The 24,672-nt window shown below is 65.0% G+C and carries 24 protein-coding genes; 4 read left to right on the forward strand and 20 right to left on the reverse strand.

Annotated elements, in window-relative coordinates:
* Positions 1–16 precede the first annotated feature (16 nt).
* From FM101_RS15945 to FM101_RS06895, 5 genes are read right to left on the reverse strand one after another with little or no spacing between them, the layout of a single operon-like run.
* Complete coding sequence (locus tag FM101_RS15945) at positions 17–244, reverse strand: hypothetical protein (RefSeq protein WP_245806650.1); 228 nt, start codon at positions 242–244, stop codon at positions 17–19.
* The gene (locus FM101_RS06880) at positions 174–1,310 is read right to left on the reverse strand and encodes a molybdopterin molybdotransferase MoeA (protein WP_245806649.1); all 1,137 of its coding nucleotides are present in this window, start codon (positions 1,308–1,310) and stop codon (positions 174–176) included. Before FM101_RS06880 ends, FM101_RS15945 begins: the two co-directional genes overlap by 71 nt.
* 20 nt (positions 1,311–1,330) lie before the next feature.
* Positions 1,331–2,149, reverse strand: a complete 819-nt coding sequence (locus tag FM101_RS06885; RefSeq protein ID WP_241895208.1) for a molybdate ABC transporter permease subunit — start codon at positions 2,147–2,149, stop codon at positions 1,331–1,333.
* Positions 2,146–2,910 (reverse strand): molybdate ABC transporter substrate-binding protein, encoded by a 765-nt coding sequence (gene modA, locus FM101_RS06890; RefSeq protein ID WP_086997394.1) that lies wholly within the window; start codon positions 2,908–2,910, stop codon positions 2,146–2,148. The genes FM101_RS06885 and modA overlap by 4 nt, the downstream gene beginning before the upstream one ends.
* 2 nt (positions 2,911–2,912) lie before the next feature.
* Positions 2,913–3,308, reverse strand: a complete 396-nt coding sequence (locus tag FM101_RS06895) for a TOBE domain-containing protein (protein ID WP_086997397.1) — start codon at positions 3,306–3,308, stop codon at positions 2,913–2,915.
* A gap of 219 nt (positions 3,309–3,527) precedes the next feature.
* Between FM101_RS06895 and moaA the strand changes: the two genes are divergently transcribed.
* Complete coding sequence (gene moaA, locus FM101_RS06900; RefSeq protein WP_086997474.1) at positions 3,528–4,631, forward strand: GTP 3',8-cyclase MoaA; 1,104 nt, start codon at positions 3,528–3,530, stop codon at positions 4,629–4,631.
* Positions 4,632–4,904 carry a MoaD/ThiS family protein gene (locus FM101_RS06905; protein WP_086997400.1) on the forward strand — a complete coding sequence of 91 codons (273 nt, stop codon included), beginning with the start codon at positions 4,632–4,634 and terminating at the stop codon, positions 4,902–4,904.
* Between the two features lie 154 nt (positions 4,905–5,058).
* Here the strand turns inward: FM101_RS06905 and FM101_RS06910 are convergent, their stop codons facing one another.
* The 15 genes from FM101_RS06910 to rimP all read right to left on the reverse strand — a co-directional run bounded on the left by FM101_RS06910 (position 5,059) and on the right by rimP (position 21,993).
* Entirely contained in the window at positions 5,059–6,573 is a 1,515-nt protein-coding gene (locus FM101_RS06910; protein ID WP_086997403.1) for an alanine/glycine:cation symporter family protein, read from the reverse strand.
* Positions 6,574–6,691: 118 nt separating this feature from the next.
* Positions 6,692–8,092 carry a M16 family metallopeptidase gene (locus FM101_RS06915; RefSeq protein ID WP_179204265.1) on the reverse strand — a complete coding sequence of 467 codons (1,401 nt, stop codon included), beginning with the start codon at positions 8,090–8,092 and terminating at the stop codon, positions 6,692–6,694.
* A 15-nt stretch (positions 8,093–8,107) separates the two neighbouring features.
* Complete coding sequence (locus FM101_RS06920) at positions 8,108–10,339, reverse strand: polyribonucleotide nucleotidyltransferase (RefSeq protein WP_086997406.1); 2,232 nt, start codon at positions 10,337–10,339, stop codon at positions 8,108–8,110.
* A gap of 272 nt (positions 10,340–10,611) precedes the next feature.
* Positions 10,612–10,881, reverse strand: a complete 270-nt coding sequence (gene rpsO, locus FM101_RS06925) for a 30S ribosomal protein S15 (protein ID WP_086997409.1) — start codon at positions 10,879–10,881, stop codon at positions 10,612–10,614.
* A 108-nt stretch (positions 10,882–10,989) separates the two neighbouring features.
* Positions 10,990–11,823 carry a class I SAM-dependent methyltransferase gene (locus FM101_RS06930; protein WP_086997412.1) on the reverse strand — a complete coding sequence of 278 codons (834 nt, stop codon included), beginning with the start codon at positions 11,821–11,823 and terminating at the stop codon, positions 10,990–10,992.
* Positions 11,804–12,763, reverse strand: a complete 960-nt coding sequence (locus FM101_RS06935) for a bifunctional riboflavin kinase/FAD synthetase (RefSeq protein ID WP_086997415.1) — start codon at positions 12,761–12,763, stop codon at positions 11,804–11,806. The genes FM101_RS06930 and FM101_RS06935 overlap by 20 nt, the downstream gene beginning before the upstream one ends.
* An 88-nt stretch (positions 12,764–12,851) precedes the next feature.
* Positions 12,852–13,277, reverse strand: coding sequence for a hypothetical protein (locus tag FM101_RS06940; RefSeq protein WP_086997418.1), 426 nt, complete (start codon positions 13,275–13,277; stop codon positions 12,852–12,854).
* Positions 13,274–13,648, reverse strand: coding sequence for a hypothetical protein (locus FM101_RS06945; RefSeq protein WP_086997421.1), 375 nt, complete (start codon positions 13,646–13,648; stop codon positions 13,274–13,276). Before FM101_RS06945 ends, FM101_RS06940 begins: the two co-directional genes overlap by 4 nt.
* 46 nt (positions 13,649–13,694) lie before the next feature.
* Positions 13,695–14,606: a tRNA pseudouridine(55) synthase TruB gene (gene truB, locus FM101_RS06950; protein ID WP_086997424.1), complete on the reverse strand. Its 912-nt coding sequence runs from the start codon at positions 14,604–14,606 to the stop codon at positions 13,695–13,697.
* A gap of 235 nt (positions 14,607–14,841) precedes the next feature.
* Positions 14,842–16,272, reverse strand: coding sequence for an MFS transporter (locus FM101_RS06955; RefSeq protein WP_086997427.1), 1,431 nt, complete (start codon positions 16,270–16,272; stop codon positions 14,842–14,844).
* A gap of 190 nt (positions 16,273–16,462) precedes the next feature.
* Entirely contained in the window at positions 16,463–16,903 is a 441-nt protein-coding gene (rbfA, locus tag FM101_RS06960; protein WP_086997480.1) for a 30S ribosome-binding factor RbfA, read from the reverse strand.
* A gap of 107 nt (positions 16,904–17,010) precedes the next feature.
* Entirely contained in the window at positions 17,011–19,842 is a 2,832-nt protein-coding gene (gene infB, locus FM101_RS06965; RefSeq protein WP_086997429.1) for a translation initiation factor IF-2, read from the reverse strand.
* A gap of 161 nt (positions 19,843–20,003) precedes the next feature.
* Entirely contained in the window at positions 20,004–20,327 is a 324-nt protein-coding gene (locus FM101_RS06970) for a YlxR family protein (protein ID WP_086997432.1), read from the reverse strand.
* Positions 20,328–20,426: 99 nt separating this feature from the next.
* Positions 20,427–21,425 carry a transcription termination factor NusA gene (nusA, locus tag FM101_RS06975; RefSeq protein ID WP_086997435.1) on the reverse strand — a complete coding sequence of 333 codons (999 nt, stop codon included), beginning with the start codon at positions 21,423–21,425 and terminating at the stop codon, positions 20,427–20,429.
* A gap of 1 nt (position 21,426) precedes the next feature.
* Positions 21,427–21,993, reverse strand: coding sequence for a ribosome maturation factor RimP (rimP, locus tag FM101_RS06980; RefSeq protein ID WP_086997439.1), 567 nt, complete (start codon positions 21,991–21,993; stop codon positions 21,427–21,429).
* Positions 21,994–22,177: 184 nt separating this feature from the next.
* Between rimP and FM101_RS06985 the strand changes: the two genes are divergently transcribed.
* Both FM101_RS06985 and FM101_RS06990 read left to right on the forward strand, forming a co-directional pair.
* On the forward strand, positions 22,178–23,458 hold the full coding sequence (locus tag FM101_RS06985; RefSeq protein ID WP_143269240.1) for a hypothetical protein: 1,281 nt from the start codon (positions 22,178–22,180) through the stop codon (positions 23,456–23,458).
* Between the two features lie 8 nt (positions 23,459–23,466).
* Positions 23,467–24,492, forward strand: coding sequence for an aminoglycoside phosphotransferase family protein (locus FM101_RS06990; RefSeq protein ID WP_086997445.1), 1,026 nt, complete (start codon positions 23,467–23,469; stop codon positions 24,490–24,492).
* The last annotated feature ends 180 nt before the right edge of the window (positions 24,493–24,672 follow it).

Consider the following 24,672-nt stretch of genomic DNA (forward strand, 5'->3'; position numbering starts at 1 on the left):
GGTTCTTCGGGTTCGTTCACGTCAATGCTCCGTACATGAGGGTTTCGACTAGTTCTCCTGCCGGGGTTGCACCGCTTCCCGACGGGAGCATCAGCAGGGCGTTGGAACTGGCCAGGGCGTGGACCAGATGGGAACCGGGGCCACCCACCGGGGTGGCGATCGCGCCGCCGTCGTCATCCAGAACGACGGCGGCGCGTCTGACCTGGAGTTTCCCTTCGGGAGGTGCCGGAAGATCGGTGGCCAGGCGGGCCCGTAGACGGGCCCGCGGTGGTGTGCCGAAGAGTTCCTCCCAGGCGGGCCGGGCCAGCAGCTCGAAGCTGACGACCCCGCTGACGGGGTTCCCCGGGAAGGCCAGCAAGGCAGTCGGTGCCGCCCCCGGTAGTTCCAGGAGGCCCGCCCCCCTGGGGCCCTCCGGGTTGCATGGCGACGGAACCAAAGTCGATTCCGTGGTCGGCCAAAGCCAGCCGCACCACTTCGAAGGCCCCCTTGCTGATGCCACCGCTGGTGACCACGAGTTCAAAGGCCGGGTCGCGGGTCGGCCCCAGGCGGGGGGCCAGGTCGGCCACGAAGACCTCCGGCGCGTCGGTACTGATCCCTGCGGCGGCGACATCGGCACCTGCCTCGGCGAAAAGGGCCAGCAATAAGGTGGTGTTGGCATCGTGGATTTGTCCTGGCGCCAATTCGCTGCCGGGTGGGCGCACTTCGTCGCCGGTGGACAGGATCAGGACCCGGGGCCGGCAGGTCACGGTGAGCCGGTCCAGCCCCAGCGCTGCCGCCAGTCCGAGCTGGGCCGGGCCAAGCCGGGTTCCGGCGGGAAGGGCGGTGGCCCCGGAGGCAATATCGCTTCCCGCAGCGCGAATGAATTGGCCGGCGGGGGTATCGGTGGGCAGGCGGACCGTCAGGGGGCGGGCGGGTGTCTCTGGTTGGCTGAGCGCTGCAGGAAATTCCGGCGGATCAGCCCGTTCGATCGGGACGACGGCGTCGGCCCCTGAAGGGAGCATGGCCCCGGTCATGATGGGGGCCGCTGTTTTCGGAGGTAGGGTTCCTGCGGCATCGCCCGCAGCAATCACGGCACCGACCTCGACGGCCGATCCGTCGAGGAGGTCGGCGCGGCGGACGGCGAATCCGTCCATCTGCGAATTATCGAAGGCCGGCAGGTTCCGCGGCGCCAACAGGTTGGCGGCAAGAATCCTTCCGCGGGCGTCGGCCAACGGCACCTCCTGGGATCCCAGCCGCCCCGGCAGCTCGGATAACAGGGCCCGCACTACCTCGTGGTGCTCGTCAACGCTGCGTCGGAAGGGTTGCTTCATGGCGTCCATCCTACGGGTGGCTAGCGCCTAAAGATCCTGCTGACTGCTGCCCCGGCCACGACCAGCACGATCAGGTAGAGCCCGATCAGCATCAGGCTGATGCCCAGGGCTGCTTGGGGGTCGTTGGAGTTCAGCGCCAATTCGATCTGCAGCGGCAAGGTCCGGGTGCGTCCGGCCACGGAACCGGCGAAGGTGATGGTTGCCCCGTATTCCCCCAGTGACCGGGCGAAGGCCAGTAATGTCCCGACGATGATTCCGGGAGCCGCCAGGGGCAACGTGATGTGGGCCAGGATCTGTCCCGAGGAAGCCCCGGCATTGGCCGCCGAGAATTCCAGGTCGGTATCGACGGCCTCAATACTGCTCAGCGCCGAAACAACAAAGAAGGGCAGGGAGACGAACACCTGGACCAGGATGACCGCCGCCGGGCTAAAACCCACCCCGAGCCCGATCGAATCCAGCCACCCTCCCACCGGTGTCTGCCGGCCCCAGAAGTAGAGCAGAGCCAGGCCCGAAACCACCGGCGACAGAACCAAGGGCACCACCAACAGGCCCCGGAGCACCTGCAGCAACGCACCGTGCAAGCGGGAGAGCAGGACGGCCAGCGGCAGCCCCAGCAGGAAACAAACGATCGTCGAGGCAGCCGCCGTTCCCAGGGAGAGGCCCAGTGCGGTGCGGGCATCGTCGCGTCCCAGCAGTTCCGGCAAGTCCTGCCAGCGGGCCGCGGCAAAGAGCGCCACGAGGGGCCCGGCCAGTGCGGCCAGGCCGATCAGTGCGGGAATCCACAGCCATCCGGGCGTCGTCGCCCTCAGCATCCGGGGCGAAAGGGCTGTACGGGTCACGATTTCGAGAAGCCGGCTTTGAGCAACAGCTTCCCGGCAGCATCACCTTGGAGCCAGCGGGCAAAGTCCTGCGCGGGCTTCGGGGCATCGGCGGCCACCAGAAGGGGGTAGATATTGGGCTCCAGCCCCGCCAAATCGACGGCGCGCACCTGATTCCCGGCTGCTGCGGCATCCGTGGCGTAGACGAAACCGGCGTCGACTTGCCCTGCGGTGACCTTGGTCAGCACGGCGCGCACATTATCTTCCTCACTGACGGTTTCCAGGGTGAAGTCCTGCTGTTCCAGGTAGTTGTTCGCTGCCCGGCCACACGGTACCGCCGGGGCACACAGGGCCACCGACGCGGCGTCTGGCAGCTGGTCGGCCGTGGTGATCTGTGAATCCGAGGGCACTACCAAGACCAGCGTGTTGGAGACCAGGGCAACGGATGGTTCGAAAGCCGCGGGATCCTTCAACGCCTCGGGGGCCTGGGTGTCGGCGGTGATCAGCACATCTGGTTGTTGGCCGGAATTCGCCTGTTGGACCAGTTTGGATGAGGCACCCAGATTGATGTCGATCCGGGTCGTGTCACCGGTTTCTTCTGCGTAGGCCCGGGTCAGTTCCGGGGCGACATCCGTCAGTGAGGCTGCGGCCGCGAAGTGGATCGTGGCCCCGTCCGGTTTCCCCGGCGTGGAGGCTTCGGCGTCCGCACCGGAGGACGGCGTCCCGCAGGCCGAAAGCAGCAGCGCCGTCGCAGTCAGAGTGGCGATCAGTGTTGAGCGCATGTTCAGGCCTTCGTCTCGATGATGACAGTGGTTGATTTCACGACGGCGGTGGCGATGCTTCCGGGTTCGAGTCCCAGGTCTTGCGCTGCTTCGCTACTCATGAGCGAAACGACACGGAAGGGCCCGCACTGCATCTCCACTTGCGCCATCACCCGATCGGCGGTCACCGCTGTCACCAGTCCGACGAAACGGTTCCTGGCCGAGGAGGCGACATGGGCCGGGTCATGGGGACTGTCGGCCAGGCGGCGGATGTAGGCCGCCAGTTCCACGCCATCGACGGTGATCCGCCCGGACGAGTCCTTGCCGGGACTCAGTTGTCCGGAGTCCAGGAGTCGGCGGACGGTATCGTCGCTGACCGCCAAAAACCGCGCCGCTTCGGATACTCTCATTTGCGTCATTTCAGAAGCATACTCGACGCAAATGCGCCCACAAGGGCGTTCTGCGTGGACTTATGCGGGAACCATGGCAACTTGTGAGATTTTCCCGCCACCGAGAGCCGCTCCCTTCCCCCTGTTTTCGGTCCAGATCTGGACTACGCTCGAGGCATGACATGCAGTACCAGCTCCCAGTCCGCAGCCGATCCGGCCACCGGGGGGAACACTGCGGTCTCTCTGGGCATGCCCGGCATCCCCGAGCCGGGCGCATCCGCCCCCCAAGGCTCCGGGGACTTCATTCCGGCACCGGCCCCCGGGGAAGATCCGCGCCTGGTGGACCGCTTCGGCCGGGTGGCCACGGATCTGCGCATCTCGCTGATCGACAAATGTAATCTGCGCTGCACCTATTGCATGCCCGCCGATGGCATGGCGTGGTTGCCTGCCGAACGGTTGCTGACCGCCGAGGAGATCCGGCGGCTCGTCCGCATCGCCGTGGACATCCACGGAGTGCGCGAACTACGCCTGACGGGCGGGGAACCCTTGATGCGCAAGGACCTGGTGGAGATCATTGCGGGTTTGCGCGCCGATCACCCAGACCTGCCGATTTCGATGACGACCAACGGTGTCGGACTCACGGCCAGGGCCCGTGCCCTGGCCGAGGCGGGCCTCACCCGGATCAACGTCTCCCTGGATACCATCCACGCCGAATCCTTCAAGAAGCTCGCTCGCCGCAATTTCCTGCATAAGGTCATTGAAGGCATCGATGCCGCCGCCGATGCGGGACTGGACCCCATCAAGATCAACGCCGTGCTGATGCGCGGGATCAACGATATGGAAGCACCCTCCCTGCTTGCCTGGGCCCTGGAACGCGGATTCGAACTGCGCTTCATCGAGCAGATGCCCCTCGACGCCGACCACGGGTGGACGCGCGCCGATATGGTCACCGCTACCGATACCCGCGAACTGCTCGGCGCCGACTACGACATCACGGTGGCCCCCGAGTCACGCGACGGGGCCCCTGCCGAACGCTACGAGGTCAGGGTCAAGGGGGAGACTGACGCGATCCTCGGTACCGTCGGGATCATCGCCTCGGTCACCGAACCCTTCTGCGCCGACTGCCGACGCACCCGCATCACGGCCGAAGGCAAGATCATGAGTTGCCTGTTCTCCCGGGAGGAAACCGACCTCACCGCCCTCCTCCGCTCGGAAGCCACCGATCAGGAGATTGCCGACCGCTGGCGGGCCGCCATGTGGGCTAAACCGCGCGCCCACGGCATGGACCATACGGGACTGGGAGCCGAGGACTTCGTCCAGCCCGACCGCTCCATGAGCGCTATTGGAGGATAAGTGAAGATCAGGTTCTTCGCCGCAGCTGCCGCGGCGGCCGGCGTCCGCGAGCTGGAGGTCCCGCTGAAGGACATCGAGAACGACGGCGGGACGCTGGCTGCCTTGCTGGGCCACCTCCCGAAGGCAGTCCCCTCGGACGAATCCGGATCCCCGTTGCAGCGCGTGTTGACCCGTTCCAGTTTCCTGGTGAACGAGATGGGGGCTCGGGACGAATCCCGCCCCTTGGCCGACGCGGATGTCATCGACATCTTGCCGCCCTTCGCCGGCGGTTAGCCCTCACGAGGATACGGCGCACGACTGGTCTGCACCGTTTCCCTTCACCACAGCGATGACATGAGAAAGGCGGGCCGGTTTCCGGGATATCCCGGTGACCGGCCCGCCTTTGTCGGATCAGGGTGCGGCGGCCCGCAGGCCGCCGCAGAAGACGCTAGTCGCGCAAGCTGTCCTTGTCCCTGTCCCCACCGTAGTTCTGCGAGGAACCGACGATGTCGCCGGACTTCCACTGGTCCCAGCCGGGCTGGTCCTTCATGAACGCCTCGATCTCGTCCTTGGTGGCCTCGAGCTTGGGGTCATGCTTGAGGTACCAACGGGTCTCGCGGACGATCAGCCCGGAGAGGACGATCAGACCGATCAGGTTCGGCAACGCCATCAGTCCGTTCATGACATCCGAGAACGCCCAGACGACCTCGAGCTGCACCGTGGCGCCGATGAAGACGACCAGGGACCAGACGACACGGAACGGCATGACCGTTCGGCGCCCGAAGAGCTTCTCCATATTGCGTTCGCCGTAGTAGGACCATCCCAGCAGGGTGGAGAAGGCAAAGAGCACCAACCCGATCGTCACGACCCAGTGGCCCCACTCCCCCGGCAGCCCGTGGCTGAAGGCCTCACCCGTCATCAGGGCAGCGGAGATCTGCTCCCCGGTTTCCGGATCGGTTTCGCTCCAGGCACCCGTGGTCACGATGACCAATCCGGTGAAGCTGACCACGATGATGGTGTCGATGAACGTCTGCGTCATGGAGACCAGGCCCTGACGGACCGGGTGCGAGGTCTGCGCAGCGGCTGCAGCGATCGGCGCGGAACCCAGGCCGGACTCGTTGGAGAACAGCCCGCGGGCCACACCGAACTGGATCACGATGATGATCGCCGAGCCGGTGAAACCGCCCACCGCGGAGGTGCCGGTGAAGGCATCGGTGAAGATCAGCCCCAGGGCAGCGGGAACCTGGCCCAGGTTGGCCAGCAGGATGTAGATGGCGCCGAGGATGTAGAAGACGATCATCACCGGAACCAGACCGGCGGTGACGCGGCCGATGGATTTGATGCCGCCGACCAGGACGATCATGGTCAACACGGTCAGGGTCAAACCGGTGAGCCACAGCGGGGCACCCCAGCTGCTTTCGACGTTGGCGGCAATGGCGTTGCCTTGGGTCATGTTGCCGATGCCGAAACTGGCCAGGACGGCGAAGATGGCGAAGGACAGCGCCAGAACCTTGCCCCAGGGACCCTTGATGCCGCGCTCCAGATAGTTCTGCGGGCCACCCGACTTCTCACCCGCGGCGTCGGTGCCGCGGAAGCGGACGGCCAGGAAGGCCTCCGAATATTTTGTGGCCATGCCCAGCAGACCGGTGATCCACATCCAAAACAGGGCGCCGGGACCGCCGATGCCGATGGCCGTGGCGACACCGACGATGTTGCCGGTACCCACGGTGGCCGCCAGGGCGGTGGTCAGTGCCTGGAACTGGGAGATGTCCCCCTCGGTGCCGGGATCCTTGCGCTTCAGGATGCCCAGCCTCAAGGCGGCGCCCAGCTTGAAGAACTGTAGGCCCCCCAACCTGATGGTCAAGTACAACCCCGCCCCCAGGAGTAAGGGGATCAACAGGAACGGTCCCCAGACGATACTACTGATATCGCCCAGAACCTCCGTCACGCTATTCAAATTCATGTTGGATCGTACCTTTCAACAACTATGCGAGTGATGGGTGTGAGTGATGAAGTTCACACATATGCCACAGCATAGTTTGTCGAACCTGATTTCGGGCAACAGGTGGCGGCGCGGCGGTTTACAAGCCGAAGTCCGCCGGCGTGTCGAAGGGGCCGACGACCGTGACGGTACGCGGTCTGGAGGCCAGTTCTCGGGCCAGGGCTTGGACGTCCTCGACGGTGACTGCCCTGACGCGGGCCAGGGACTCATCGAGGTCTTGGAAGACGCCGGTGACCAATTCTGCCCGTCCCAGTCGGGACATGCGTGACCCGGGATCCTCCAACGCCAGGACCATGCCGCCCGAGAGCTGGCCAACGGCCTTGCGCAGTTCGTCGGCGCTGATGCCCTCGGCTGCCAAACGGTCCAGTTCCTCGCCCAGCAGCCGGATGACCTGGCCGGTTTTGGCCGGGGCGCAGCCGGCATACATGCCGAAGTAGCCGACGTCGGAGTAGGCGGCGGAGAAGGAATAGGTGGAATACACCAGCCCACGCTTTTCGCGGATCTCCTGGAACAGGCGCGATGACATCCCGCCGCCGAGCACTGCGTTGAGCACACTCATCACATGGCGTCGCTCGTCGGTGGCGATGATACCCGGGCAGCCCATGATGATGTTGGTTTGCTCCACGGGGCGGCGAATCACGTCGATGGTGTTTTGCCCGCTGACAGGCACTGGTTCGGTGCTGCGACGGGGCTCGGGGGCGGCCCCGTCCTCCAGCGTCCAACCGGCGGAGCGCAGTGCCTCGACCACTTGGTCGCAGACCTCGTCGTGGTCCAGGGAACCGGCGACGGTGATGACGAGTTCGCTGGGTTTATAGAAGCGCCGGTAGTGGTCAAGTACGGCGTCGCGGCCGATCCCCAGAATCGCTTCGGGGGTGCCACCGATGGGGCGGGCCAGCGGGTGGTCTCCCAGAACCGCTGAAACGAATTTTTCGTGGGCGACGTCACCGGGATCGTCGCCGTCCATCGCGATTTCCTCGAGGATGACGTCGCGTTCCTGCTCGAGTTCTGCTGGGTCCAGGACCGCTGAGGTGATCATGTCCGCGATGATGTCGATGGCCAGCGGCAGGTCTGCGTCCAGAACCCGGGCAAAGTAGCAGGTGCTTTCCTTGGCGGTGGCGGCATTGGATTCGCCGCCGACCTCGTCGAAGGCCGTGGCGATATCCATCGCATTGCGGCGGGAGGTCCCTTTGAAAAGCAGGTGTTCAAGGAAGTGTGTCGAACCGTGCTGGCCCTGGACCTCATCACGCGAACCGACACCGACCCAAAAGCCGATGGTGGCGGAGCGCTGTCCGGGCATGGCCTCGGTCAGCACCCGCACCCCGCCGGGGAGGACGGAACGGCGCACCAGCGCCCCTCCGGCCTCCCCGGCCAGGATGGTTGGATCCCCGTATTCGATCGGCGAGCTGGCGCCAGAGGCGTCCTGCTCAGCGGAGTACGGGAACATTCCCGAGCCGGTCAGTGGCAAAGGAATCAAAGCCATGGGTGGTACTCGTCCTTACGCGTCGACGGCCGAGGTTTCGGCCTCTTCGGCAACAACGGGTGCCAGCGAGAGCTTTCCACGGTCGTCGACCTTGGTGATCTCCACCTGGAGCTTCTGACCCACGGAGACGACGTCTTCGACATCCTCGACGCGCTTGCCACCGGAGAGCTTGCGCAGCTCCGAGATGTGCAGCAGGCCGTCCTTGCCCGGGGTCAGTGACACGAAGGCGCCGAACGTGGTCAGCTTCACCACGGTTCCGAGGTAGCGTTCGCCGACCTCGGGCACCATCGGGTTGGCGATCGCGTTGATGGCGGAACGGGCGGCCTCGGCGGATTCGCCGTTGGTCGCACCGATCAGCACGGTGCCGTCATCCTCGATGGAGATGTCGGCTCCGGTGTCCTCCTGAATGGTGTTGATCATCTTGCCCTTCGGGCCAATGACCTCGCCGATCTTATCCACGGGGATCTTCACCGAGATGATGCGCGGAGCGAATTCGCTCATCTCATCCGGTGCGTCGATCGCGGAGTTGATCACCGAGAGAATGTGCAGGCGTGCTTCACGGGCCTGCTTCAGGGCTGCTCCGAGCACGGAGGCCGGGAGGCCGTCGAGCTTGGTGTCCAGCTGGATGGCCGTGACGAACTCCGAGGTACCGGCGACCTTGAAGTCCATATCGCCCATGGCATCTTCGGCGCCGAGGATATCGGTCATCGCCGCGTAGCGGGTCTGGCCGTCCACCTGGTCGGAGACCAGGCCCATGGCGATGCCGGCCACCGGGGCGCGCAGCGGCACGCCGGCGTTGAGCAGCGACAGGGTCGAGGCACAGACCGAGCCCATGGAGGTGGACCCGTTCGAGCTCAAGGCCTCGGAGACCTGGCGGATCGCGTAGGGGAACTCCTCACGCGTCGGCAGCACCGGGACGATGGCCCGTTCGGCCAGGGCACCATGGCCGATCTCGCGGCGCTTGGGCGAACCAACGCGGCCGGTCTCACCGGTGGAGTACGGCGGGAAGTTGTAGTTGTGCATGTAGCGCTTGCGCGTCACGGGCGACAACGAGTCGATCTGCTGCTCCATCTTGAGCATGTTCAGCGTGGTGACACCCATGATCTGGGTTTCGCCGCGCTCGAAGATCGCCGAACCGTGCACGCGGGGCAGAACCTCGACCTCGGCGGTGAGCTGGCGGATGTCCGTCAGACCACGGCCGTCGATGCGGACCTGTTCCGTCAGGATGCGCTGGCGGACGACGTGCTTGGTCACCGCGGCGAAGGCCTTGGAGATCTCCTTTTCGCGGCCTTCGAACTGCTGGCCTTCAGCGGCAAGCTGCTCGACGACCTCGTCGCGGTAGGCGCCGGAGGCGTTGTCGCGCTCCTGCTTATCGGCGATCGCGAAGATCTCGGTGAGCTTGGCCGATGCTGCGGACTCGACGGCGGCGTAGGCGTCGTCCTCGAAGTCGCGGAAGATCGGGAACTCGACGGTCGGCTTCGCGGCACGGGCAGCCAGATCGGCCTGGGCATCGCAGAGAACCTTGATGAACGGCTTGGAAGCCTCCAGGCCCTCGGCCACGACCTCTTCGGTCGGGGCGACGGCGCCGTTTTCCTTGATCAGGTTCCAGGCGTGGTCGGTGGCCTCGGCCTCGACCATCATGATGGCGACGTCGTCGCCGCTGACGCGGCCGGCAACCACCATCGAGAACACGGCGTTCTCCAGCTGTGAGTGCTTCGGGAAAGCGACCCACTGGGCGCCGTTTCCTTCGTCGACCAGGGCAACGCGGACGCCGCCGATGGGGCCGGAGAACGGCAGGCCCGAGAGCTGCGTGGACATCGATGAGGCGTTGATGGCCACGACGTCGTACAGGTCGTCCGGGTTCATGGACAGGATGGTGACAACCACCTGGACCTCGTTGCGCAGGCCCTTGACGAAGGCCGGACGCAGCGGGCGGTCCATGAGGCGGCAGGCCAGGATGGCCTCGGTCGAGGGACGGCCCTCGCGGCGGAAGAAGCTACCGGGGATGCGTCCGGCGGCATACATGCGCTCTTCGACGTCCACCGTCAGCGGGAAGAAGTCGAAGCCCTCGCGGGGGTGCTTACCAGCCGAGGTGGCCGAGAGCATGGACGTGTCGTCGTCGATGTAGACCATGGCAGCGCCTGCTGCCTGCTGGGCCAGACGGCCGGTCTCAAAGCGGATGGTGCGCGTTCCGAACCGGCCATTATCGATGACCGCTTCTGCAAACTGAATTTCGGGACCCTCCATGGAGAGTCACCTCCGTTTCTGTTGTGGCGCAGGACCAGCCGATCCTCTCCTCCGGTTCCACCGGAGGGGGCACCCGGTCTTCGATCGAGGCCCACGGGATGGCCGGCGTCGTGCCGGTTTCCCGTAAACCACTACCGAGGACCGCGAATGTCCTTGATGGCTGTTGTCCTGCGAATTTCATTGGTGTTGGTGGCCCAGAGCCTCAGGCCCTGTGCCCGGAAGCGGCCCCTCCGACCGGTTGCCCGGCGGGAGGGCCGCTTCCATGGAACCGACTAGCGGCGCAGGCCGAGGCGCTCGATGAGCGTACGGTAGCGGGCGATGTCGGTGTCCTTGAGGTAACCGAGCATACGGCGACGACGGCCAACCATGCCCATGAGGCCACGGCGGGTGTGGTGGTCGTGCTGATGCGTCTTCAGGTGCTCCGTCAGGTCCAGAATGCGACGTGAGAGAACAGCAACCTGTACCTCCGGGGAGCCCGTGTCGCCTTCGTGGGTGGCGTAAGCCTTGATGATTTCGTTCTTAACAGTAGCGTCGAGGGCCACATTAACTCCTGGAGTTGTACCGCGAACAGTTCAAGTGCCGTCTCCGGCATGGTGACACGCAACCGCGGACTGCAGCGCACACCACCGACCAGCCTATCATCACCGTTGCTACCGCCGGTGGGCCCGCCAGGCATGCGTGAAGTAGGGCAGCCCCAACTGCTCCCCCGGGTGATGCCCCAAATGCTCATGGAGGTACCAACTCAGGTTCCCCTCGACCCGGGCGCGGATCGGCGCCTCGGCCCGCAGATAGTAACTCCGCGATTTGGCCAGTTCGATCAGCAGCTCGGGGGTCACCTGCTGCTCCCACTGCAGGTCCATGGATTCCCACGGCGTAAAGTCCGGCCCGATGTCCGGGACGAAGTCGGGACGGTGCACGTCCCCGGCATGCATGATGCGGCTGAGCCGGTGCACCCAGGGAACGGTGACGTCGAGTTGGTTCCAGATCAGGGCCAGGCGTCCCCGTGGACGCAGAATCCTGGCGGCCTCGGCGGAGGCGGCCGGCACGTCCACCCAATGCCAGGCCTGCGCCGCGGTGGCCACGTCGAAGGATTCGGTGGGCAGCGAGGTGTCCTCGGCGGTGGCCAGCACGGTGCGAATCGGCCGGGATTTGAGCCGCAGTTGGGCGAGCATGTCTTCGGAGGGGTCCACCGCCGTCGTCCGCAATCCCCTGGCCGCCAGTTCCACGGTGAGGATGCCGGTTCCTGCTCCCAGGTCCACCGCGTCCCGGGCACCGGCGGGGACCAGGAAGTCCACGGCGTCGACGGGGTAGGCGGGACGGACCGCATCATAGAGCCCTCCCCCGTGGGCGAAGGCCGCTCCGAAGGCGAGCCGGCGGGAGGCATCAATGGCCGGTCCACCGGAGGGAAGGTTGGGCAGCGGCGCGCCGGCTGCGGGCCTGCTCACCGGTTCGGCGGGTTCGCGCTCAGGCGCCGGCCCGGTCATGTTCCAGGACTCCGCGGGCCAGCTCGACGTCCTCATTCATTTGTTCGATCAGCGCTTCGATACCGTGATAGGCCACCATCGGTCGCAATCGGGCGACGAATTCGACGACGGATTGTTGACCGTAGAGGTCGAAGTCCCCGACCTCCTCGTCAGGACGGTCGATGACATGGGCCTCGACCTGGCGGCTCACACCTTCAAAAGTCGGGTTCGAGCCGACGGAGATGGCCGCCGGCCAGCGCATGCCTGCCTCGTCGACCAGCCACCCGGCATAAACGCCGTCGGCGGGGATGATGCCTGAGGCGTCGGTGGCCAGATTTGCTGTGGGGAAGCCGAGTTCGCGGCCGCGGGCGGCACCGTGGACGATTTCTCCGCGCATGCGATGCGGCCGGCCCAGGATTTCGTTGGCGGTGGCCACATCCCCGTCGGTCAGGGCTTCCCGGATCCAGGTGGAGGACCAGCGACGCGATTCCCCGACGTCGTCGATGCCAATGACGTCGAAGCCGTGGATCTTTCCCAGTTCGACCATGGTGTCGAAGTCACCGGCGTTCCCGCGACCGAAGCGCACGTCATGGCCGACGACGACGGCGCAGGCATGCAGGCGATCGACGATGACGTCCTGGACGAATTCGTCGGGGGTGGCCTGTGAGAAGGCCAGCGTGTAATTCACCATCAACACGGCATCCAGGCCGGTCTCGGCCAGCGAATCGACCCGATCCGCCAGCCCCATGATGAGGGGCAGGTAGCTATCGGGGCGGTGCACCTGCGCGGGATGCGGGTCGAAACTGATGGCCACGGCGGCAGCATGACGTTCGGCGGCCAAACGGGTCAGCGTGGACAGAACCTCACGGTGGCCGCGATGGACACCATCGAAGTTGCCGATGGTCACGACGGATGGCCCGAAGTCCGGGGGGACGGATTCGAGGCCTTTCCAGTAGTGCACTGTGCTCCTTGGGAATGCGGCGGTTTTTCGGGGGCCGGGCTGACGCCTTTTCCATTATTCACGATGGGCCCCGTGAAGCTGAATTCGGCTAGCTGGCAGGTTGCGGTTCGCGGTGCCGGTTCAGCCACCACAAGCCGATGAGCGGCAGCACCAGCGGGATGTAGCCATAGCCCTGACCGAAGTGCGACCAGACGGCGGGGTGGGCAAAATCCTGTGGCACGGCGAAGGAGAGGATGCCCACGACGATGACCCCAATCAGTTCGATGAGGACCGCGAGGAAGGACACCCTCCAACTGCCGGGCTTCTTCGAGGCCAGGGCGATGGTCGCGATGATGTAGATGAGGGCTGCCACGGCGCTGAGACCATATGCCAGCGGTGCTTCGTCGAACTTCGTCAGGATCTGGTAGCCGGCGCGGGCCGTGGAGGAGATCGCGAAGATCCCGTAGACGGCGATGATGATGCGTCCCAGACCTGCTTGGCGGCTGTTGGGGTGCTGGGTGGCGGGTGAATTCATGCGAGGGTGGCTCCATCCCAAATCTGTTCCATGCGATACAACATGACGAAAACGGTGAGGCCGACGGCGGCCAGGACGGCGTTGGACCAGCGGGTCTTATCGGTGATCGCCCAGGCGAAGGCCACGACTGGCACGAACAGGGCGGTGGCCACATACCCCCAGAACTCCCAGGCTTCACCGGAGATCGTTTCCCCACCCGCCTGACGGATCGCCGCGGCAATCCCGTAGACGACCAGGAAGAGTTCGACCGCGGCCACGGAGATGATGGCGTAGTCATCCGGATGATCGCGCAGGATCGTGGCGACGACGCTCAACACCACGGAGAGTGCACAGATGATCACCCCGGCAATGAAAAATCCATCGACGATCACGGTGGGTGGCTACCTTTCGGGTGGCTGGAGGGGGACGGTCGGCGGTTCAGGCAGTGACGAAGACGATTTCGGGCTTGGCTGCCCCGCTCTTATTCTTCAACAGCGCCACGCAGGTCCCGTCCGGGGAGAATGCGGCGGTGACCACATCGTCGTGGGGATTCGGGCTAATCCGGCGTCCGAAGGATAGTTCGGTGGCTTCCTCGGCACTGAGTTCACGGTTTTCGAACAGGGCTCTGGCTGCCTCGTCCAGGGGAAGCATCCCGAACTCTTCTGCCAGTTGTTCCATCGTGCGGGCCCCGTCGATGCCGTAGGGGCCCACCCGGGTCCGCCGCAGGGCGGTGAGATGTCCGCCAACACCCAGATGTTCGCCGAGGTCACGGGCCAGGGCACGGATATAGGTTCCGGAGGAGCATTCCACCGTGACGTCGACGTCCTGGATCTTGCCGCCGCGCAGGCGACGAACTTCATGGACCTCGAACCGACTGACCGTGACTGGGCGGGCCGGAAGGTCAACCTCCTGGCCGCTGCGCACCCGAGCATAGGACCGTTCACCGTTGACCTTGATGGCACTGACGGAGGAGGGCACTTGGTCGATGTCACCGGTCAGCGCGGTCACCTCTGCGTGGATCTGTTCCTCGGTGACGGCCGCTGCAATGCGGGATTGGATGAGCTCGCCTTCGGCATCGTCGGTGACGGTGTTCTCGCCTAGGCGGATGGTGGCTTCGTAGGTCTTCGTGGCACCGACGATATAGGTCAGGAGGCGGGTTGCCTTATTGACCCCGACGACCAATACCCCCGTCGCCAAGGGATCCAGGGTCCCGGCATGGCCGACTTTGCGGGTCCCTGCGAGACGGCGGGTCCGGCCGACGACGTCGTGGCTCGTCCAGCCCTGCGGCTTGTCGACGATCACCAGTCCCGATCCGACGTCGTCCTGATCTGTGCTGGCACCTTTTTTCACGTCCCCCAGTATAGGCGGCACGGGCACCTGGTGGTCACCGGACCGAACGGATCTGAAGGAATTCCGCCGTCCCGGGGCACGGCACCAGCTCTCGTGATCCGTCGGGTCAGTCGAAGCAACGGTGGGTTCGGCTCAGATTCCGTCGGAGAACACTCGGCAAAATACGCCCGGAAAGACAAGTTGACCGAAGTTTTCAGAAGCCTTTTCTGTGCTCGAGGTCTCCTCGCGGTCCGGCTCACATCCCGGGGAATTCCGGCCCCTCAGGGACGACTCGATCGTGGCATGCCGCGGTGGCCTCGGGTGGAATGGGCCTGGCGCTGGCGTTCTGTGCGTTGCTGATGCCCAGCGCCGAGACGACACCGGCCGCGATCATCAGCAGCGCCGCCGCCAGGAGGACCCGGTGGAACGCCGCGAAGTCCAGGACCGGACCGGCGAACCAACCCACGGCGGCAACGGCGAGGAGACCGGCCACCCGTGACACCGCGTTGTTGATGGCCGATCCGATGCCGCTCTGTGCCGGGTCGATGGCCCCGAGGACTGCCGCGGTCAGCGGGGCGACGGTCACCGCCAGGCCCAGCCCGAAGAGCACGACACCCGGCAGAATCTGCTGCCAGTAGTCCAGCGGTTCCGTTGCCGAGAGCATCAGCAGGAAGCCGGCAGCTCCGATCACGGGGCCCACGGACATGAATAGTCTGGGCCCGTATCGGCCAGCAAAGGTCCCAAAGAGTGCGGAGAGTGCCAAGGACATCAAGGTCAAGGGGATGGTGGCCATTCCCGCTGAAAAGGCGGTGAATCCTGCCGTCTCCTGCAAGAAGATCGGGATGATGAAGGTCCCCAGCGTGATCCCCGCGTAGAACGCCGCAGTGGCCAGGTTTCCGATGCCGAAGTTCCGCTCCCGAAACAGGTGAAGGGGCATCATCGGGTGCCGTGCCGTCTTCTCCCTCCAGACGTAGGCGCCCACACAGGCCAGTCCCCCGGCGAGCGGCAGGGAAACCAAGGGATCTGCCCACCCCCGCCCGTCCTGGAAGATCAAGGCGAAGACCGTTCCCCCCAGCCCCAGAGCCGCCAGCAACGCGCCGAGAACATCGATCGGCGTCCTAGCCACGGGTTTCACCGGGTCGTGGAGCTTGAGCAGTAGAACCAGGGTGACGACGATCGGGACCACGTTAATGGCGAAAACCAGCCGCCAAGAAACAGCATCCACCAACAGGCCGCCCAACAGCGGCCCGGCGACGAAAGCCGTGCCCGTCCAGCCCGTCCATTGTCCGATGGCCCGCGCCCTGGGCCCTTCAGCGAAAGTGGAAGTGATCAGCGCCAACGAGCTGGGTACCAGTAGCGCGGCCGCAGCTCCCTGAAGTAGACGTGCGGTCAACAGGACGCCGGTGCTGGGGGCCACAGCACAGAGGAGTGACGCAGCGCCGAAGAAGATGAGTCCGAAGCGGAGGATCCGCACCCGTCCGAAGATATCGGATAAGCTGCCCGCCACCATGATCAACGAACCGAGGGTGAGCAGATAACCGTCGAGCACCCACTGCTGGGTGGTGATCCCCCCGCCCAGTTCACTGGCGATCGCCGGGAGGGCGACATTGACGATGGAGCCGTCGAGAAAGGCCACGAACGAGGCAAGAATTGCCACCCACAACACGGAACGTTCAGACCCGCTCATGGTCTCAGTCCCCTCCGATGGATACTTCTGAACCGAAGATAGGACCGTGTCCCGGGGAAGTCAATGCCAGGTTCAGGGTGATTGGAGGCGCTATCCGGCCTGCGGGGCATCGGCCCCGAAAAACGACCGCGACCGCCGCGCAGGTGATCTCCTGCACGGCAGCCGCCGTCGATGGTGAAGGACGCGGGACCTAGACCTCGGCCTCGTCGTCCTCGTCGTCGTGCTTATAGGGGTCGGCTTCCCCCGCGTGCGTCGCCCCGGAAGCCAGGGCAGCCACCTCCGCGTCACGGGCCTTGGCTTCGCGCAGCAATTCCTCCAGGTTGGAGGCGTTGACGGGGATTTCGTCGGCGACGAATTCCAAGGTGGGGGTCAACCGGACGGTCAGGTTGCGCCCGACCTCCTTGCGCAGGATTCCCTTGGCCTTGGCCAGCCCTGCGGCGGCCTCGGCCTTTTCTGCGTCCTCACCGAGGACTGTGTAGTAGACGGTCGCATTCTGCAGGTCGTTGGTGACGCGGGTGTCGGTGATCGTCACGTTTTCAACGCGAGGATCCTTCACCACCTTGCCGAGCGACTGCGCGACCAGGACCTTGATGCGTTGCGCGAGCCGTGCCGCGCGAGCCGGATCGGCCATGATGCCCTCCTGGGGATTCATTGTGCTGGTTCTTGCTGCTGTGTGGAAAAGAAGACGCCGGGCGCCCGCCCGTCAGGCGAGCGTCCGGCGTCGTACTGCCTTGGCCTTTAGGCGCGCGGCTTCTCGCGCATCTCGAAGGTCTCGATGATGTCGCCTTCCTTGACGTCGTTGAAGGAGCCCAGACCGATACCACATTCGAAGTCCGTGCGGACCTCGGTGGCGTCGTCCTTGAAGCGCTTCAGCGAATCCACTGTCAGCTTGTCCCCGATGACCTTGCCATCGCGGGTGACGCGTGCCTTGCTGTTGCGTCGGATCGTACCGCTGCGAACGATCGAGCCGGCAATGTTGCCGAACTTCGAGGAACGGAAGACCTCGCGGACCTCCGCGGTACCCAGCTGGGCTTCCTCGTACTCCGGCTTCAGCATGCCCTTCAGGGCCAGCTCGATGTCATCGATGGCCGCGTAGATGACCGAGTAGAAGCGCATGTCGACGCCCTCCTTATCGGCCAGATCGGAAACGCGCTCGGCAGGCTTGACGTTGAAGCCGATGATGATCGCGTTGTCCACGGTCGCCAGGTTGACGTCGTTCTGCGTGATGGCGCCGACCCCGCGGTGGATGACGCGCAACTGCACGCCTTCACCCACGTCGATCTTGAGCAACGAATCCTCGAGGGCTTCCACGGCACCGGAGACGTCACCCTTGAGGATGAGGTTGAGGGTGTCGATCTTGCCGTCGGCAACAGCCTGGTCGAAGTCTTCCAGGGTGATGCGCTTACGACGCTTCGCCAGCTGGGCGTTGCGGTCGGCAGCTTCACGCTTCTCAGCGATCTGGCGGGCCGTCCGCTCATCCGAGGTGACCAAGAACGTGTCGCCGGCCCGGGGGACGGTGGACAAACCGAGTACCTGGACCGGACGCGACGGGGTCGCCGTTTCCAGGTTCTCGCCGTTCTCGTTGAACATGGCACGGACGCGTCCATGGGCCTGACCGGCGACAATCGTGTCTCCGACCTTCAAGGTGCCGGACTGAACCAGCACGGTGGCCACTGCACCACGGCCCTTATCGAGGTTGGCCTCGATGGCAATGCCGCGAGCATCCTTATTCGGGTTGGCGCGCATGTCCAGTGCGGCGTCAGCGGTCAGCAGCACCGCCTCGAGGAGCTCCTCAATGCCCAGGTTCTTCAGGGCCGAGACCTCAACGAACATGGTGTCGCCACCGTATTCTTCGGGTACAACACCGTATTCGGCGAGCTGGCCCTTGACCTTGTCCGGGTTCGCAGCATCCTTATCGATCTTGTTCACTGCGACAACGATCGGCACGTCTGCTGCCTGGGCATGGTTGAGTGCTTCAACGGTCTGCGGCATGACGCCGTCGTCCGCGGCGACCACCAGCACGGCAATGTCGGTGACCTTCGCACCACGAGCACGCATAGCCGTGAAGGCCTCGTGACCCGGGGTATCGATGAACGTGACAGCACGCTCGTTGCCTTCGTGTTCGTGACTGATCTGGTAGGCACCGATGTGCTGGGTGATGCCGCCGGCTTCGCCTTCGATGACGTTGGACTTACGGAGGGCATCGAGCAGGCGGGTCTTGCCGTGGTCGACGTGGCCCATGACGGTGACCACCGGAGGCCGTGCCATGAGATCCTCGTCGCCCTCATCCTCGAGCTCCTGATCCAGATCGATGGAGAAGGATTCGAGCAGCTCGCGCTCCTCGTCCTCCGGGGAAACGATCTGGACCTTATAGCCCAGCTCGCCACCGAGGACGTCGAAGGTCGCCTCATCCAGCGACTGCGTGGCCGTGGCCATTTCGCCGAGGTGGAACAGCACCGTGACCAGTGCTGCCGGGTTGGCTTCGATCTTGTCGGCAAAGTCGGTGATGGAAGCGCCACGGCGCAGACGCACGATGGTCTCACCGTTTCCGCGGGGAATGCTCACGCCGCCCAGCGACGGTGCACTCATCTGCTCCAATTCCTGGCGCTTGGCCCGCTTCGACTTGCGCTGCTTGCCGCGACCGGCGCCTCCCTTACCGAAGGCACCCTGCGTGCCGCCGCGACCGCGACCGCCGCCCTTGCCGCCGAAGCCGCCACCGGGACGTCCGGGGCCGCCCGGTCCGCCACCGCGCCCTGGAGCACCGGGACGGCCTCCACCGGCCGGAGCCGGACGCTCGGTGCGGTTGGGCATCATGCCAGGGGTCGGACGGGGTCCACCCGGACGGGCGCTCGGGGCACCTGCACCGGGGCGCGGAGCTCCCGGACGGGGTGCACCCGGACGTGGACCACCGGCGCCGGCCGGTGGACGTGGTCCACCCTGGCCTGCCGGGGCTCCGGTACGCATACCCTGCTGGGAGGCGAACGGGTTGTTTCCCGGACGTGGTCCCCCGGGACGTGGGGCGCCCGAGCGGGCACCTGGACGCGGCCCACCGGGGCCTGAGTCCTTACCGCGCATCCCCTGCTGGGATGAGAACGGGTTGTTGCCGGGGCGCGGGGCACCGGGCTTGGCTGAGGTCGGACGCGGGGCGGCCGGCTTCACTGCTGCTGGTTCCTCGGCGGCCGGTGCTTCGGCTGCTGCCGGAGTCTCCACGGCGGGTTCCGGCGTTGCCGGAGCAGCTGGTGCCTCCGGGGTAGCTCCCGGCTTCGGGGCCGGACGTGCTCCGGGGCGTGGGGCATTGGACGCCGGGGTGGCCGGAGCCGCGGGTGCGGCCGGGGCTTCCTGGGCCGGGGCGGCCGGGGTGGCCGGCTTAGCTGCCTGTGGTGCCTTGGCGACCGGCTTTGCCGGTGCTTCAGCCTGGGGGAATGCGCTGCGTAGCTTCTTGACTACGGGCGCTTCAATGGTCGACGAAGCGGAACGGACGAATTCGCCCAATTCCTGCAGTTTTGCCACTGCATCCTTCGAAGTGATGCCGAGCTCTTTGGCGAGCTCGTGTACGCGGACCTTGGCCACATTTCTCCTGTCTCGGTCCGCCCCTGCACTCACTTCTTACCGGGTGCGAACCGTCTGTTTCGGGCTTGGTCGGTAGCCGCCAAGAGGCAGCATGCCGATCGTTGCGCATAACTGATTAGTCATCGTTAGGCGCTCATCGCTTGACACTCATCGGGTTTCCATCAGATTTCTGACCCGCTTTCACGTTTGACGGTTGAGTCGGTGCTACCACCCGGCGGGGGCACACCCAATGCGGCCAATGCCGATTCCACTTGCGAGTCGTCCACCGGGGCCCTGAAGGCCCTGCGAAACGCCCGCCGCTTCACGGCACGGGCTGCACATACCGGCGTGGGGTGCAACCAAGCACCCCTACCGGACTTGCATCGACTGGGGTCGGGAACGGCCCATGAGCCTGTTCCTTCGACCACCCAACGCAACAACTGATCCTGATCCGTTGATTCCCGACACCCGATACACGTACGCTGCGGCTGATGCTGCGAGCTCACGCGAGAGAGTCAACTCCTGGGTTGGGGTCGGCGGATCTGAACGGACCACTGACTAGTCTACCGCTTTTCACACCAGCCATGGGGCATCGGTGCTGACGGTCACTCTGGGCGAACCGCCTCAACACGCCCGTTCGGGTTGGCATCGGAGGAAATATCAATCCGCCAGCCAGTGAGCTTGGCCGCGAGGCGGGCATTCTGCCCTTCCTTGCCGATAGCCAAGGACAATTGGTAGTCCGGGACCACCACATGAGCCTGCCGGGCGGCCTCGTCGATGATCGTGACCGATTTGACCTTGGACGGCGAGAGGGCGTTGGCGATGAATCGCGCCGGATCCTCGTTGTAGTCCACGAGGTCGATCTTTTCGTCGTAGAGCTCGTTCATGACGGCACGTACGCGCGAACCCATCTCACCGATACAGGCACCCTTGGCATTGATTCCGGGTTTCGTGGGGCGCACGGCGATTTTGGTCCGGTGTCCCGCTTCGCGGGCCAAGGAGACGATCTCGACGGTTCCGTCGGCGATCTCGGGAACCTCGAGTTCGAACAGCCGGCGCACCAGGTTCGGATGCGAACGCGACAGGGTGATCGAGGGCCCCTTCAGGCCCTTGCGCACGTCGGTGACATAGGCCCTGATGCGTGCACCATGGATGTATTTCTCACCCGGGACCTGCTCCGGCGGTGGCAGGAGGGCCTCGATCGTTCCCAGGTTGACCTGGATCATGATCGGGTTGTTGCCCTGCTGAATCTGACCGGAGATCAGCTCGCCTTCCTTGCCCTTGAACTGCCCGAGGATGTTGTCATCCTCCACGTCGCGGAGACGTTGGAGAATGATCTGCCGGGCGGTGCTGGCGGCGATGCGGCCAAAGCCTTCGGGGGTGTCATCGAACTCGGCGAGCTCGTTGCCGTCCTCGTCGGTATCCGTGGCCCAGATGGTGACGCGGCCACTCTTCTGGTCCAGCTCGGCACGGGCACGATCGATCGCTCCGGGAGACTTGTGATAGGCCATGACCAGCGCCTGCTCGATGGTCGGGATGATCAGGTGTAGGGGAATCTCGCGTTCCGATTCCAAGAGTCGCAGTGCGCTCATATCAATATCCATGTCAGGCCTCCTGCGCCTCGTCGATTTCTAATACGTCGTCGTCCAGGGGCCCCGAACGGGTGAATTCGACGTCCACAGCGCCCCGACGGATATCGCCATAGGCGATCACGCGGGGCTCGCCCTGTTTGGGTTTCATGCCCTTCTTCACCGGAAGGTCGGGGACGACGGTGATGCTCTCGTCGTCGGCTTCCGTCAGCCGTCCGGCGATATTGTCTTCGCCGATCAGGTTGATCTTGACCAGACGGCCGATGTTTCGGCGCCAATGACGCGGCAATGTCAGCGGACGCCCGATTCCGGGTGAGGAAACTTCGAGTTCGTAGGCCGGTCCCGGTTCAGCGGGCGCCTGGTCCATGGCCGTTGAAACGGCTTGGGAGACCTCGGCCAGCGTGTCAAGATCCACGCTTCCGGTCCCCTCGAATAGGTCCACGATGACATTCACGGTGCGGTGGTCGGCACCGGAACGGACCTCGACATCTTCAAGAAGGAGGTTGTGGGCGGAGACCGTGGGTTCCAGATACTCCTTGAGCCGTTGCCCTTCGGACGGGGTTCCTGCCGGCTGTTCGGACATGACTTCCTCCCACATATTCGATGTTGTGCGTACAAGAGTATCGACAATTTGGCGCCCCCGCCGACCTGGCAACCCGCAGCCAGACCACCCGACCGGCTCAGAGGTGCCCATCTTTGGGAGATTGAGCCCGCCACGGGCGGCATCGGGCGCCTCAAGGAGCGGGGCACATGGGATGATCGTGTCGATGGTTACACGCTCGCCTTCCCCCCACGGCCCCCGCCATTCACCACGGCGCGGACTCCCCGCAGTCGCTAGGTTCCTGCTGCGCACCCTGGGATTGCTCCTGGTGGCTGCCATTGTGGTCGGCATCGGTACGACCATCGAGAGCCGTTGGGGCCCGGATTCCCGGGGAGGCGGACAGCAGTTGAGCCCACAGGAGAAAGCGTCCCGAAACATGCTGGCCTTGGCTGGGAGCGCCGAAGACCTGGCCGGCGGAACTGCCAGGCAGGACGAAAGTAGCGCACCGGCATCCGCCTCGGCGCCTTCGTCGTCTCCGGCCGCCAAGGAGCCGACGGTGGACGACGCTTCGGCTGCCGAGTTGGAACGGATCTCCACGTTATTGCGTCGACATGTGGACCTTCTCACACCGGGCTTGGCTGCCCACGTGGAGCAAGAAGTCTCCCAGAGCGCCTCGGCAGCAGCTGGGCAGAGCTCCAGCCCCACAGGTCAGGCGGCTTCGTCCACCCCCGCGGAGTCCGGCTCGTCGGCCGTCACGGAGGTGGCTGTGGAGTTGGCCGATTCGGCGAACTGGCTGTTAAGCACCGCGAGCAAAGCCGACTCCGGTGACGTCGCTGCCCTTCTGGGGGCGGGGATCGAACAACGCCTGGCTGCCCAGCAACTGGCGGGAACGACTCCCTCCGACAGTGCCGAGAAGAAACTGCCGAAACTCGGGCTCCCGGAAGTGGCCGCGAGCTGGAAAAAGGCCGAGGAACACCGTCTGCCGGAGGGATCCTGCGCGGCGGCGGCCTCAACGGATGCTGCTGCCAGCACATCGTCAGCACCAGCAACGAACCCGGGCTCTTCGACGTCCGGCACCGCAGCACCGGAGGGCACGCCCCATGAGGCCGCTCCGGAAGACGAAATCTCAGCGGGCACCCTGAGCCATGCCTCAGATGCAGCTTTCCGGCTGGCCTATGGGTACCAGATGGCTGCCGTCAAACATCCCGGGGATTCGACCCGGAAGGGCTGGAAGCTGTCGGCGGCTTCCGCCGAGTTGGGTCACCACTTGGAGGACCTGCTGCCGGCTGACTGCTCCCCCGTCAGGGAACCTGCCTACCAGCTCCCCAAAGACTTCGCGTCGAAACCGATCACCTCGGTAGCCGATGCGGAGGCACAGCTGGCCGGTCTACTCCGTGATGCTGCGGCTGCTTCCGAGCAGCCGACCCGATCGGCGCTGATCACCGAAACCTGGCTCGCGGCCGAGCGCTCCTTCACTTTGGCGAAAACCATTCCCGATCTCACCTAGGAAGGCTGATGGACACCCCTGGCGGCCGCGGCGCCCTCCGCGATGAGTTGCACGATCTACCAGCAGCGCTGAGGCACCATGCCTTGCGTTCGCCGGCAGGACGTCCCTGGCTGGAAACCTTGGGTGAACGCGTCCTGGCCCAATGCGAGCGATGGAAGCTGGCCCCCGATCCGTCATCGCCCCGTACCTTTTTTGCCGGTCATGCCGGCATCGTGGTTCCCGTCATCGGTTCAGCAGGAGGCCCCCTGGCTCTCAAATGCCAGATTCCCGACCCCGGTTTGGCCACGGAGGCCACGGCGCTGAAGTGGTGGTCCGGGCAGGGAGCGGTCAGGTTGTTCACCCACGAGGACGGGTTCTTGTTGTTGGAGCGTCTGGACCCGGATCATGATCTGGGTGCCATGCCCCTGCCGGAGGCCTGTGATATCTGGGGACCGTTGATGTCCCGGCTGAGTCTGCCGGCCCGGCAGCTTCCCGCCGCCATCGCAGGTGCCGAACTGGTGGAACGTACCGACGCCCTCGCCGAACGGTGGAATGATGAGCTTCCTGCCCGGTGGGCCGAGCTCCCGGGTCTCCTCCCCCGGCGTCTGCTGGAGGCTGCGCTGGAACTGTGCCAGATTCGTGGCGCCGTCGGCCGGCGTGACGATCAGGACTTTTTAGTGCACTCCGATCTACACTTCTTCAATGCGCTCCGTCGGCCATCTACTGGAGAGTTCGTGGCCATCGACCCCCAACCGTTGATTGGCGACCGGGAATTTGCCATTCTGCCGATGCTCGACAATCGGCTGGCTGACCTGCCGTCCCGAAATCCGGGCCGCGCCTTGCAAGGACGTCTCCACCATCTCTGCGAAGCCGCGGGACTCGATGATGAAGTGGCGGTGGGATGGGCTGTGGCCCGGGCGGTGGAGGACGTGCTGGCCTATGCCGAAGAAGGCCTCTTCGATGATGCCGACAGATCCCTCTGGGTGGCGACGGCGCTCAGCGGCGCAGATATCTCCTCCTTACCTGACGTCCACGGGCTCAAGCGCTTGGGCTGAAACGCTCGCCGAGCCAAGGTTCCTAGCTGGTATCTCCGGGCAAGGGTGGTGCCTGGGACCGATAAAGATGCCCTGTCGGGGTGGTGACCACCATGGTATGCCGCCCCCGGCCACGGTTTCGGTCATCCAACCGGACGCTTCCTTGCTGTAATTGCAATCAGCACACAGGCCCGCGGAATT

This window comes from Arthrobacter rhombi, from assembly GCF_900163545.1.
GTDB lineage: Bacteria > Actinomycetota > Actinomycetes > Actinomycetales > Micrococcaceae > Arthrobacter_H > Arthrobacter_H rhombi_A.